The sequence below is a fragment of the Vagococcus vulneris genome, from assembly GCF_003950515.1.
In the GTDB taxonomy this organism is placed as follows: Bacteria; Bacillota; Bacilli; order Lactobacillales; family Vagococcaceae; genus Vagococcus; species Vagococcus vulneris.
In genome coordinates this window covers 1-13,038 of record NZ_NGJS01000017.1, presented here as the reverse complement: position 1 = coordinate 13,038, position 13,038 = coordinate 1, and the positions used below count along the sequence as shown (strand labels likewise).

At 35.2% G+C, this 13,038-nt stretch carries 13 protein-coding genes and 1 riboswitch; of the genes, 5 read left to right on the top strand and 8 right to left on the bottom strand.

What is annotated here, in order from left to right; genetic code table 11:
• Positions 1-14 precede the first annotated feature (14 nt).
• The 5 genes from CBF37_RS09745 to CBF37_RS09725 all read right to left on the bottom strand — a co-directional run bounded on the left by CBF37_RS09745 (position 15) and on the right by CBF37_RS09725 (position 3,564).
• The gene (locus tag CBF37_RS09745) at positions 15-683 is read right to left on the bottom strand and encodes a class D sortase (RefSeq protein ID WP_125984565.1); all 669 of its coding nucleotides are present in this window, start codon (positions 681-683) and stop codon (positions 15-17) included.
• Positions 684-686: 3 nt separating this feature from the next.
• Complete coding sequence (locus CBF37_RS09740) at positions 687-1,244, bottom strand: hypothetical protein (protein WP_125984564.1); 558 nt, start codon at positions 1,242-1,244, stop codon at positions 687-689.
• Positions 1,245-1,394: 150 nt separating this feature from the next.
• On the bottom strand, positions 1,395-2,273 hold the full coding sequence (locus tag CBF37_RS09735; RefSeq protein ID WP_125984563.1) for a hypothetical protein: 879 nt from the start codon (positions 2,271-2,273) through the stop codon (positions 1,395-1,397).
• A gap of 12 nt (positions 2,274-2,285) precedes the next feature.
• Positions 2,286-2,999, bottom strand: coding sequence for a class D sortase (locus CBF37_RS09730; protein ID WP_125984562.1), 714 nt, complete (start codon positions 2,997-2,999; stop codon positions 2,286-2,288).
• Positions 3,000-3,003: 4 nt separating this feature from the next.
• Positions 3,004-3,564, bottom strand: coding sequence for a hypothetical protein (locus CBF37_RS09725; protein WP_125984561.1), 561 nt, complete (start codon positions 3,562-3,564; stop codon positions 3,004-3,006).
• 168 nt (positions 3,565-3,732) lie between these two features.
• On the opposite strand from CBF37_RS09725, the gene CBF37_RS09720 reads away from it, so the two are divergent.
• On the top strand, positions 3,733-4,287 hold the full coding sequence (locus tag CBF37_RS09720; protein ID WP_125984560.1) for an NADPH-dependent FMN reductase: 555 nt from the start codon (positions 3,733-3,735) through the stop codon (positions 4,285-4,287).
• Between the two features lie 32 nt (positions 4,288-4,319).
• Here the strand turns inward: CBF37_RS09720 and CBF37_RS09715 are convergent, their stop codons facing one another.
• Together CBF37_RS09715 and CBF37_RS09710 are read right to left on the bottom strand one after the other, a co-directional pair.
• Positions 4,320-5,432 (bottom strand): glycoside hydrolase family 3 protein, encoded by a 1,113-nt coding sequence (locus tag CBF37_RS09715; RefSeq protein WP_240626701.1) that lies wholly within the window; start codon positions 5,430-5,432, stop codon positions 4,320-4,322.
• A 165-nt stretch (positions 5,433-5,597) separates the two neighbouring features.
• Positions 5,598-6,548, bottom strand: coding sequence for a glycosyltransferase family 2 protein (locus tag CBF37_RS09710; RefSeq protein WP_125984559.1), 951 nt, complete (start codon positions 6,546-6,548; stop codon positions 5,598-5,600).
• A gap of 273 nt (positions 6,549-6,821) precedes the next feature.
• On the opposite strand from CBF37_RS09710, the gene asnB reads away from it, so the two are divergent.
• The 3 genes from asnB to CBF37_RS09695 all read left to right on the top strand — a co-directional run bounded on the left by asnB (position 6,822) and on the right by CBF37_RS09695 (position 10,656).
• Positions 6,822-8,657 (top strand): asparagine synthase (glutamine-hydrolyzing), encoded by a 1,836-nt coding sequence (gene asnB / locus CBF37_RS09705; RefSeq protein ID WP_125984558.1) that lies wholly within the window; start codon positions 6,822-6,824, stop codon positions 8,655-8,657.
• A gap of 88 nt (positions 8,658-8,745) precedes the next feature.
• A complete protein-coding gene (locus CBF37_RS09700) occupies positions 8,746-9,933 on the top strand; it encodes a carboxylate--amine ligase (protein ID WP_240626702.1) in 1,188 nt (395 codons plus the stop codon).
• A 3-nt stretch (positions 9,934-9,936) separates the two neighbouring features.
• Positions 9,937-10,656 carry an aspartate/glutamate racemase family protein gene (locus CBF37_RS09695; protein WP_125984556.1) on the top strand — a complete coding sequence of 240 codons (720 nt, stop codon included), beginning with the start codon at positions 9,937-9,939 and terminating at the stop codon, positions 10,654-10,656.
• Between the two features lie 85 nt (positions 10,657-10,741).
• On the opposite strand, the gene CBF37_RS09690 is transcribed toward CBF37_RS09695, so the two are convergent.
• On the bottom strand, positions 10,742-11,494 hold the full coding sequence (locus CBF37_RS09690) for a hypothetical protein (protein WP_125984555.1): 753 nt from the start codon (positions 11,492-11,494) through the stop codon (positions 10,742-10,744).
• Between the two features lie 100 nt (positions 11,495-11,594).
• Positions 11,595-11,683, top strand: a riboswitch (SMK box riboswitch).
• Between CBF37_RS09690 and metK the strand changes: the two genes are divergently transcribed.
• Positions 11,681-12,877: a methionine adenosyltransferase gene (gene metK, locus CBF37_RS09685; protein ID WP_125984554.1), complete on the top strand. Its 1,197-nt coding sequence runs from the start codon at positions 11,681-11,683 to the stop codon at positions 12,875-12,877. Its footprint overlaps the riboswitch before it by 3 nt.
• The last annotated feature ends 161 nt before the right edge of the window (positions 12,878-13,038 follow it).

The window sequence follows — 13,038 nt, the reverse complement described above, 5'->3', positions numbered from 1 at the left end:
CTATTCTATTCCCCTTACTTATTAGGTTCGATTAACGGTCCAGAGACTAAGTCTGCATAGACAAACAGACGATCATCCGTTAAACCAATCATTTCAATCGGATAGCAGGTATATAAGATTAAATGCCGTCCTTTATTTCGCACATTAATCGACTCAATTGCAGTAGGATCATCAAATTTAGCAACTCGTTTACTTGTAACTTTATAAGTGTATGTGCCGTAATTAGTTTTTATGACAATCGGATCGTTCGTTTCAACAACATTTAAGGTACCGAAATCAGTTGTATTGTGACCGCCGATTAGAGATGTTCCCTCTTCACCAGGAAAGACACTGCCGTTATATTGGCCAACCCCGCGACGTAAGTCTTCAGGACTGTCGCCGAAGTAAAGCTTGGCTTTGATTTTAGCTTTATCTACAATTACTTGGCCGTATTCAACACCTAGTGTTGGATATTTTATGTCATTTTGGGAAAGAGTTTTATTATTATCTTTTAATTCTTTGTTCTCATCAAAAATGGAGTTATCTGCTTTATTAAAAGTCGGTTTTGTATCTAATAGAATTAAACGAACAGAAGAAGATACTAAATCCACTACCGGTGACAGTAGGATATAGATGGTGCCGTATCCAATAATGAGAAAAAGAATAGGCATATAAAAATATGCCCATACGTTTTTGTTCTTCATAAATTATGCAACCGCGCGTCTTTTTAAAACAACAGCACTACCGATAGAACCTAAAACCAATGTTGATAGTAATGCTAAAGCTGTTGTATAGTTGGCACCAGTAGCTTTAACAACCGGTTGATTCTTAGTGTTTGTTGTGATAATAGCTTTACCATCACGTGATAGGATATTACCTTTTTGGTCAATTGATAAACCTAGGACGTTAGCAGATTTAGTTACGTAACTCCAAATTTGGTCCATAACATTTTGAGGAAGTTGATTCATCAACTCGCTTAAGCTGTTTGCTTTCAATCCTTTTGAATTATCGATAACCAATTGTTTTGCTGCACGAATATTCGCAACAACTTGATCAACTTGACTATCAGTATAGTTGTTAGCTTTTAATTCATTTTCAGCCTGTGTAATAAATTGTTGCGGTAAGTAGAAAGTACCAGCATCAGTTGTAACACCAGCATTTAACTCATCTAAAATAGCTCCGCCTTTAGCAGTATTAGCACTTGCTGAGCTAGCAAAGATAACAGCCAGTAAAGAAACTAACAATAAACTAAAAAGTTTTTTCATTTGAATTCCTCCATTATTTATTTTTTGAGACAGTGATACACTAGCATTGTATCATAATCATATGTTAAACATAAAGCCTTTTAAAAAAATGTTGGAACAAACTTAATCATATGCCTTATTTTTATATTTATGAAATCTTTATATGAGCTATTAATATTTTTTCTTACGTTTCCGTCTGACACGAGCAGCAACCTCTTTTTTTCTTAATTGGACCGAGGAATAACTTAAAATAAGACTAATTATTATAAATAGACTGCCTAGTACAATTAGCCGAATCAGACTACCCTTCAAAACAGTCGTCATTAAAGTGTACAACGATGGTTGCTGTATAGACAACCGATTAATGACTTTTGAAGTGATAATTATGAGTGGCATAGTTATTAGAATAAGACCGGTTCCGCTGAAAGCAAAAGATAGATACCGTAACAGCATAAAAAGACGTTTGTATAATAGGAAGATAAGCATACCTGATAAAATGACTGTTCCTAGTCCCAAGCTAATTAAAAATAGCATAATTTGCTGATTAAAGGTCCCAATTTTTTGACCTAGGGCTGCTAGAAAAGGTATTTTTAAATAAGATATGTATTGTTTATAGGCTTCTTCGGTGAAATAATTAATACCATCTAATTCCTGTTTGCTCAATTTTCCAGACTTTTCTTTAGCATAAACGGTTACTTTTTTTTCAATTAAATTCTGAACGGGTTCTTTTTGTGGCTGGAAATCTTCTTGATTAAGTGCATGCTTTAGATACATTGTCATATCGGTAGTGACCTGCTTTTGTTCGATAGCATTAGATAAGACTTTTGGTGGGATACCGCTACCTCGTCCTAAATCTTGAATGGAAACAATAACTTCTTTGTGGACTTTTTGAAAATAATCGGTTTTATCAGCTTGTTTAAGATAATAATCACCTGAAAAAATAGTATGTTGGATAATTAACAGAATAATAAAACCAGATAAAAAGATAGTTATTGCAAAAGCCACAAATCCCCAAATAAATTGACGAATGAGACGTTGTTTTTTCTTCATAGATTTACTCCTTTATGATGCATCAATGAGAGGTCCAGATTCTAGGTCTGCGTAAACAAACAGGCGATCATCCGTTAGACCAACCATATCCATGGGGTAACAGGTGTATAAAATTAGTTTATGCCCCTCTTTCACATAGAGCGATTCAATTGCTGACGGGTCGTTAAACTTAGCCACACGGTGGCTCGTTACTTTGTAAGTATACGTACCATAATTTGTTTCAATAACAATTGAATCGCCGACATCAACTAAGTTCATGGTGCCAAAATCCGTTGTATTATGCCCACCCATTAATGAAGTTCCGACTTCACCTGGAAAAACACTGCCGGGATATTGCCCAACACCTTTGCGTAAATCAGCGGGACTATCACCAAAAAATATTTTAGAATGAATGTTTGCCTTATCGATATTAATTTTTGCATATTCGACACTGGTATCGGGATAAGTCACGTCTTTGGCTGGAATGGTTGCTGGTTGAGTCTTTTGGGTCGTCTCTTTCTCTTTGATATTAGTTTTTTTTTCACCATTCTTTTTTTCTGTTTTTTTGTCACTAAAAATAGATTTTGCTTGTTTCATATCAGAGGTTGGTTTATCCATAATAACCAACGTGATTGTTGACTTGACTAAATCAATGACTGGACTTAATATCACAGATAAAATACCGTAACCTAAACAAAGAAAAAGAATGGGCATATAAATATATGCCCACAACTTGTATTTTCTCATAATATTAAGCCAACCAATATTTTTTAGTGCTAAAACCAAGCACGAGTGCACCGATGAATAATGAACTTACTGCACCAAAACTTTTTAGGTAATTACCGCCGGTTGCTTTAACGACAGGACCGTTTGTTGCAGTTTTATCATTTTTAGTGACTAATGATAATGTCTTAGGATCTACTTTTAATTCTAAAATGCTCGCAGCTTTAGTAAAATTAGCACGAATTTCTTTTTTTGTTGTTTCTGGTAATTGTTTCCCGAAATCTATGATGTTGCCACCTTTTCCTTTGATACCTTTTGATGTATTGTGGACTAATTTTTTAGATGCTTTTACTAAGTCAAGGACTTCTGCGGTTTGTTTATCGGTATATGTATTAGCTTTGAGTGTATTCTCTACTTGTGTCAATTTATCTGTCGGTATTTTATAAATAGTACCATCAGCGGAAGTGACAGACTCTAATTCTTTTAAAATAGCCTTTTCATTTGTAGTTAACGGATTATTTGCACTTACCATAGTTGAGAAGCCAAATGTAATTAAAGCCAACAGAGCAAGACTCCAGATTTTTTTCATTATAATTCCCTCCAATAATAATCTATGTTTATTATAACATAGATTATTATTTAAATCGTGGATAAATTAAATGATTTATCATAAGTATTTAAAGTCAATTGTTTGTAACATCCGTCTATTCTAGTATAAACTAAAGATGGACTACATTAACGAGAGGAGATACACGTTATGTCAAAAAAAGTTGGAATTTTAGTTGGAAGCAGTCGCCCAGGTTCATACAGTCAGTTAGTTGCAGAAACAGTTAGTCAACGATTAAGTCAATCGTTTGTTATTGAGACACTCCCTATTAATCATTTGGGACTTTTTGATCAGGGATTGGATGACGCTGATCACTCACCAGTTGAATGGACAGAATTTAGAGATAAAGTCAAAAAGTTAGATGGTTATGTGTTTATCACACCCGAACATAATCGTTCTATCCCAGCGGTGTTAAAAAATGCCTTAGATATTGCTTCAAGACCTTATGGAGAGAATGGCTGGAATGATAAACCAGCAGCAATTATCAGTGTATCTCCAGGTGCTATCGGCGGTTTTGGTGCCAATCATCATCTTAGACAGGTTTTAAGTTTCTTAAATGTTCATACGATGGATCAGCCAGAGATGTATATTGGTCATATTGCAGATAGTATGAATGATGATGGTATTTTAATGGAAAAGACTGTTGATTTTATCAACTCTGCTGTTGATAGTTATGTTCAGTGGGCAGATCAAAATTTTAAATAATAAAATACTCCTTAACCATTAGTGATGAATGGTTAAGGAGTATTTTGTTGTATCAGCCCCAGTGATTGTTTCCAGGCTAAAATCCTTAGTACAGATTCATCTAATTGTTTTTCAGTTAGGGTACTTTCTGTTGAGTTGAGAGCCTTTTTGATTGTGGGAATTTGTTCAGCATAGGACGATGATAAAATCAAATCATTTCCGGCTTCTAAAGCTTTTAAGGCTGCGTCACTTTGACTGGTGAAATCAGTAATACCGGCCATATCCATGTCATCAGTCATGATTACACCATTAAAGTTCAAATCATCTCGTAACAGCTGATGGATTGGTTTAGAGAGGGAGGCAGGTAGATGTGCATCAATGTTGTCGAAAATATTGTGGGCAACTAAGACACTGTCAGCCCCAGCATCAATACCAGCTTGAAACGGTGGTAAGGCGTCGGTCTGCAATTCTTTCAGCGTACGAGAATCATGAATAACGGCTGTGTGTGAATCTGAACTATTTCCATAACCGGGAAAATGCTTAAGAGTAGAACCAATTTGCTGATCTTTAAGCTCGGATACGATAACGGTCACAAATTTTTTAGTACTCACAACATCTTGTCCAATTGTTCGGTCGTATATAAAAGAATTGGAGTTAGTTGATACATCTGCCACTGGAAATAGTCCGGTATGAATACCTAACTCTTTAAAGATTGTTGATTTAACTGCGGTATCTTGTTTGATTGCTTCCCAACCTCCAGATTTATAAAGGTCTTGCGGAGATTTAAACGGCGTTTGAATGATCTGCGAATTTTGACTCAATCGAGAGACAGTACCGCCTTCTTCATCTGAACCAATCAGCAGCGGAATACGACTGGCTGATTGATAGGAGACGATTTTTTTCTTTAATGAATCAGTGGTTTCGCCAGCAACATCACGCCCAAACAAAAGATATCCGCCCAGGTGGTAAGTTTTAATGTCAACAAGAGCATTTTTTTCTGGTACTCGAGCTAAAAATAATTGCCCGATTTTTTCATCGACTGTCATTTTATTGAGAGTGTCTTTTAATTGAGTAGCTTTTTTTGAGGTCATATCGGCGCTTTTTCTGATACATTCTGGGTTTGGCTTATCTTCAGACAAATGTACTTGATAGGATGTTTTATCCATTTGGTGAGAGCCGCATATAACTAAAAAAAAGGTGATGAGAAGTACAAATAGACAAATAAACATTAAATATTTAACGATAGCACGCAAAATAAGATTACCTCCTTATTAGATAACCAATCAAAAAAATCGCTCTTCAGTAGAATAATGAAGAACGATTGACATATGTTATTGATGTTCATTGGATTTTAATAGATCTTTTTCAGTTTCTTTCACAATAAAAATGGGTCTTTTTTTTGTTTCCAAGAATATTTTACCGATGTATTTGCCGATAATACCCAGACATAATAACTGTAAACCACCTAAGAAAAGGATAACGACAATCATTGATGGCCAACCAGCTGTAGGGTCGCCATAGACTAAGGCACGAAAAATAATAAAAATCATCCCTAAAACAGCCGCAATACAAGATAAAAAACCAGTATAAGAGGCAATATTTAAAGGTGCTTCAGAAAAATTGACAATTCCGTCAATTGAATATTTGAATAATTTGAAAAAAGACCAAGATGTTTCACCAGCAACACGTTCTCTATTCTCAAACGAAAGGTATTCTGTGTTAAAACCTACCCAACTGAATAAACCCTTGGAGAATCGGTTGTACTCTGAAAGTTCTAAAACAGCATCAACCATTTGGCGAGTCATTAAGCGGTAGTCACGAGCACCATCAACCATTTCGGTTTCACTGATTTTATTAATTAATTGGTAAAATTTACGGGCAAAGAAACTGCGAATTGGTGGTTCACCTTGCCGATCAGATCGACGAGTACCCACACAATCAATATCAGAAGTTAAAATACGGTCAATCATTTTAGGTAATAGCTCTGGTGGATCTTGAAGATCGACATCCATAACGGTAACTAAATCTCCTGTCGCTGTCTTTAATCCGGCATACAGAGCAGACTCCTTCCCAAAATTCCGAGAAAAAGAAATGTAGCGAACATAGTTATACTGTTGTGCAAGCTGACGCATTTCAGCTAAACTTTGATCTTTAGAACCGTCATTGACGAAAATATATTCAAAGTGATAATGATTTGTTTGTCTAACTAACTCCATTGCATTAAAGAAAATAGGAATCATTTTTTCTTCATTAAGGCATGGGATAATGATGGATACTTTCATGGATAGACTCCCTTTACTTGTAATAATCTATTTAATTACTAATTATATCAGTTTATTGATAAAAAATATACACAATCCAAATAGATTGTTTGGTTGACTTATTAAGATTTAAGAAAATAAAAAGCAGTAATCGTGTAGAGTCTGATTAAAATTGATATAATAACTCTGGAAATCTTTAAATTTTATAGATTTTAACGTATACTTGAAAGTTGTAAGATTAGAAAATAGAATGACTAAATAAATTAATAGTGAAAGTGATGGAGGACTAATTATATGTGTGGTTTTGTAGGATATGTAAATCAGAAGATGGTCGGCGAAGAAACAATTAAAAAGATGGCTGATCGTATTATTCATCGCGGCCCCGATGACGAAGGATATTTTCAAGATGATTTTATTTCAATGGGCTTTAGACGTTTATCAATTATTGATATTGATCATGGTAGTCAGCCGATGGCAAATAATTCAGGAACAAAGATTTTGACGTTTAATGGTGAAATTTATAACTATTTGGAATTACGAGAAGAATTACAAGCTATGGGTTATGACTTTAAAACAGATGTTGATTCAGAGGTACTTATTCATGGGTACGATGCATGGGGAGAAAAATTATTAGATCGCATTCGTGGGATGTATGCATTTGTCATTTATGATTCAGTAACTAAAGAGATATTCGGTGCACGTGATCATTTTGGTATTAAACCATTATACTACTATAAAGATGAACATGCCTTTCTATGGGCTTCAGAAATCAAAGGTTTTTTGGATCATCCGTCGTTTGTTAAAGAGTTAAATGAAGAATTGTTACCTGTTCATTTAAGTTTTGAATTTATCCCAAATGATGAAACAATGTTTAAAAATGTGTTTAAGTTAAATCCAGGACATTTCTTTTTATATAAAAACGGTAAATTAGCTGTAAAAGAGTACTACCATTTTGAGTTTGAACCAGATAATAGTTTAACTATGGATGATGTGAAAGCTGAGTTAATTGAAACAGTCGATTCATCAGTTAAATCACACATGATTGCAGATGTTGAAGTTGGTAGTTTTCTATCAAGTGGGATTGATTCAAGTTATATTCTAAATGAAGCTTGTGAAGATGGGAACATCCAATCATTTTCTCTGGGTTTTTCAGATAAAAATATCAGTGAATTAGAATGGGCGCAAAAGTTTGCTGCTGAAATAGACCAAAAGAACACGGCTATTCTAATTGATGACCAGGACTTCTTTGATATTATTCCAACAGCGATGTATCACATGGACGAGCCGTTATCAAATCCTTCAGCTATTCAACTGTATTTCTTATCTCAAGAAACCAGTAAGCATGTTAAAGTTGCTCTGTCAGGTGAAGGTGCGGACGAATTCTTCGGCGGATACAACACATATTTAGAGGCCGGTACTTTTGAAACGTACAATAAATTTACGACACGTACAATGCGTAAATTATTCTCACAAACTGCTAAACGTATGCCGCATTTTCATGGCCGTCGTTTCTTAATTCGTGGGGCACAAGATATCAGCGAACGCTACTACCGGGTTAATTATGTGTTTAATGAATCAGAGCGAAATGATCTGCTTAAAAATTCAAAATATAATAAACCGTCATCAACATTTGTTAAGGGATTATTTAATGAAGTAAAAGACCAAGATCCAGTGACACAAATGCAGCATTTTGATATTCACGAATGGCTAGCATATGATATTTTACATAAAGCAGATCGTATGAGTATGGCCAACTCACTTGAAGTTCGTACGCCATTAGTAGATAAAGAAGTAGCAGAAGTAGCGAAAAGGATGCCAGTAAATACACGTGTAAAAGATGGTGTTACTAAAGTGGCTTGGCGTGAAGCGTCTGAGAGCAAATTACCAGACCGTATTGTTAATCGTGAAAAACTGGGGTTCCCATCTCCTTTAGCAACGTGGTTAAAACAAGACAAATATCAAGCAATGATTCGCGATGCATTTAATTCTGATATTGCAGAAAAATTCTTTAATACGGCTTATCTAAACAAATTATTGGATGAGCAACTGCAAGGAATTGCAAATATGCAAAAGATTTTTACTGTGTATACATTTATAAAATGGTATGAAGTATATTTTATTGAAAACTAAAAGTAATTCTAAAAGGAGTTAGATGAGAGTGGCAGAAAAGCAAGACTTTATTCCAGTATTATTAGGGGGCGATTTAAACCTATACGGAATGGCGCGGTCTTTTTATGATATAACACATGAGCCAGTGCGAGTTATCGCCAGTGATGTACTCGCGCCGACACAGCATACAAAGATTTTAGATATGGAAGTTGTACCAGGTTTTGATACAGACCCAATATTTATTAATAAAATGAGAGAAGTAGCAAAAGAGTATGCACATGCTGAAGTTCCTGTTATTTTAATGGGAATGGGTGATTGGTATACAGATTTAATTTCAAAACATTTGTCAGAGTTGTCGGAAACTTTTGTTTGTCCTTATATTGCGAAATCTTTAGAAAATCAACTGGAGAATAAGGAGAGTTTTTACAATGTCTGTGAGAAATACGGTCTGCCTTATCCAAAGACTCATATCATTACTGTTGATATGATGTCTAAGGGTGAAGATGCTAATCCGTTTTCTTATCCGGTGGCATTAAAACCGGCAAACAGCGTGACGTGGAATGATTTTGATGCGCCAATTAAGGAAAAAGTATATATTATTCATGATGAAGCAGAGTACATTCGCATTATTAGAGGTATTTATAAAGCTGGCTATCGCGATAACATGGTGCTTCAAGAATTTGTTGAAGGTAACGAGAGCCCAATGCGTGTCTTGAATGTCTACGTTGATAAAAATCATAAAGTCAAGATGATGTGTCTAGGTCATGCCTTGCTTGAAGACCCAACACCTTTAGGAATTGGTAATTATTTGGCAATTATGCCCGACTATAATAAAGAAATTTGCGAAAAAGTTAAGTTTTTCCTTGAGGATATAAATTATACCGGATTTGCTAATTTTGACTTGAAATACGATATCAAAGATAATACTTATAAGTTTTTTGAAATCAATCTTCGTCAGGGACGTAGCAGTTTTTTTGTCACATTAAACGGATTGAATCTTGCTGAATGGGTTGTTAGAGATTATATTTATGACGACTTGAAAGATGCTGATAATTTAATCAGCAATATTTCTGATGACGAGGGGAAATTGTGGTTGAATGTACCGATTGATGTGTTTAACCGCTATGTACCGAATACACCATATAAGAAAATAGCACAGCAAATGATTTCAGAGAAAAGGTATGGCTACACCTTCTATTACAAAGGTGATCGTAATTTACCTCGTTACATTAATTTACAGCGTATGTTTAGATATTATCGTAAAGAATTTAAAAAATATGGAAAAAGAGTGGTGTAAAGCATGAAGCAGTTTTTTACAGTTATTGGCGGCATGGGAACAATGGCGACAGAGTTATATATTAAGATGATTAATCGCAAAACTCCAGCAACAAAAGACCAAGAGTATTTAGACTATATTTTAGTTAATTACTCAACGATTCCTGATCGTAGTAGCTATATTATGAATCCAGAATTGAATGATAATCCGATGCCTTATTTAATTGAAATACTGCAGCAGCAAAGCCGTTTGAATCCAGAATTTTTTGTTTTAACCTGCAATACCGCACATTATTTCTTTGAAGAACTTGAAGCGGCTACACCAATACCTATTCTGCATATGCCGAGACTGGCCGTTGAACGTATTGCTGATTTTAAAAAAAGCGGTGCTCGTGTCGGAATAATAGGGACAGAGGGTACTATAAAAAACGGTATTTATGATCCATTTATTGAAGAAGCAGGGTATGAAGTGGTTCACCCAACACAAGATATTCAAGACTTGGTTAGTGAATTAATCTTTGATAAAGTGAAAGCGGCAAATGACTATGATACAACACTGTATTTTACAATTCTGGATAGAATGTTTAAAGAATTAACTTGTGATGTTGTCTTGTTAGGTTGTACGGAATTATCATTGGTTGAAGATTTTGAATCTTATCAAGATGGTTTGGTGATAGATCCTCAAGATGTGTTAGCCGATGTAACGGTGAACATGGCAATGGCACTTAGACAAGTGGCTGAATAAAAATTAAAAAGCTTTGAAACGTCTATCGTTTCGAGGCTTTTTTGATAAATAAAAAGACTAAATTTGAATGTATCAAAATCAGTCTTTATAGATAATATATGTATAATCCGATTAATGCCATAACATTTAAAACGAATTCTTTTTTATGCATGCTCTTAGAGCGTAAAAAGAAGTAGATTGATGCTAAATTAATTAATGTGAACCCGATAAATTTTAAGAGATTTATACTTCCATCCTGATACTGTCTGAATAATAAAAAGTAAATAGCTACTAAACAAAGAACAGCTAAAATCAAAAACCAGGCTTGTCGTTTAAGGAATGAGTACATTCCCTGACTGAGAATTGTAATAAATAAAATCAGGACAAAAGAAAAAATAAATGGTTTCATTAAGTCGAAATGATAAGTAAACGGGTAGTTGATTGTCAGGAGTTGGTTAAAAACAATTCCTTTGAAAAAAGCATTGACGACTGAGTAAGACAGTGAATCTATATAGAAAAATCGTTTTGAAAAGGTCAGCAGTTGGAACCCTTCATAAGCTAGTAAGATAGTCGCAAATTGGATGGCGGTTTCCTTAGTGATTAGAAAGATTAAGACAACACTGATAATTATTTTTAAACTGTAAGCTGGTAAAGCCAGAGAACGCCCCTGTTTGTAGGTCATTCGACCAAAGATATGAAAAAAATCGCAGATTAACAAGTAGGCAATCATATATGGCAGAATATTAGGACCTTGACTGCTGTCCCTAAAGAATAAAGCGCCCGGTACAATAGAAATGGCAGTTTGCAGACAAGTGATAATGATTACAAATGGCAGTGATAATGTCTTTTTTTTCAGCACTGGTTTACCTCCTTTTTCACATCACTTTAATGTTAGGCGAAGTTTTATTAAACGTCAAGAAATTTTGTATAGGTAAAGTTGAAAATATCTGTTATACTGACAATGTTGCAAGATTCCCGATAGGATTTACATCTAGTTTTGTAAAGATGCCTTGTAACCGAATAAAACTCAGGGGGAATAACCGAAATGAAAGAAAGACGATTATTTACATCAGAATCAGTATCAGAAGGCCATCCAGATAAAATTGCTGATCAGATCAGTGATGCAATTTTAGATGCTATTTTAGCGAAAGATCCGCATGCACGTGTTGCTTGTGAAACATCGGTAACGACAGGATTAGTTCTTGTCTTCGGTGAAATTACAACGACTGCTTACGTTGACATCCAACGCGTCGTAAGAGATACGATTAAAAGTATCGGATACACTCGTGCAAAATATGGTTTTGATGGTGATACGTGTGCAGTTATGGTCGCGATTGATGAACAGTCACCCGATATTGCACAAGGTGTTGATGAATCATTAGAAAAAAAAGAAGGACAGCACAAGGCTGTCGAAGTTCTTGGTGCGGGTGATCAAGGTTTAATGTTTGGTTTCGCAATTGATGAAACACCAGAATTAATGCCTTTGCCGATTGCTTTAAGTCATCGTTTAACGAAGAAATTAGCAGATTTACGCAAGAGCGAAGAATTACCTTACTTACGTCCAGATGCTAAATCACAAGTGACAGTTGAATACGATGAACAGGATAAACCGCTGCGCGTAGATACTGTTGTTATCAGTACACAACATGATGAAGATGTGTCGTTGGAAACTATCAAAAATGATTTGATAGACAAAGTGGTTAAAACCGAAATACCGGCTGAATTATTAGATGAAAAGACACGCTATTATATTAATCCAACAGGTCGTTTCGTTATTGGTGGTCCTCAAGGTGATTCTGGATTGACTGGTCGCAAAATTATTGTCGACACATATGGCGGTTATGCTCGTCACGGTGGTGGTGCTTTTTCAGGGAAAGATGCGACAAAAGTTGACCGTTCGGCTAGTTATGCTGCACGCTATATTGCTAAAAATGTGGTTGCTGCAGGTTTGGCCAGCAAGTGCGAAGTTCAACTTGCCTATGCCATTGGCGTGGCACAACCTGTTTCCATTTCTGTTGAGACATTTGGTACCAACACTATATCTGAATCAAAAATTATCGAAGCGATTCGTGAATTATTTGACTTGTCGCCGACAGGTATTATTCAAATGCTTGATTTGCGTCGTCCAATTTATCGCAAGACAGCAGCTTATGGTCATTTTGGTCGTGATGATGCTGACTTTACATGGGAAAAATTAGATAAAGTGGATGAATTAAAACAATTTGCTGCAGAACATAAATAATTGAATACTATTAAAAAGACCTATTGAAAGCTTGGGAACTGACCCCAAAAGATGAGACAAATATAAAAACACCCCTGTTGAATTCATGTAAAATGAATTTAACGGAGGTGTGTTTTTTATGGTTAAAAGGATTGCTTATCCAGTAGAAGTAAAAGAAGAAG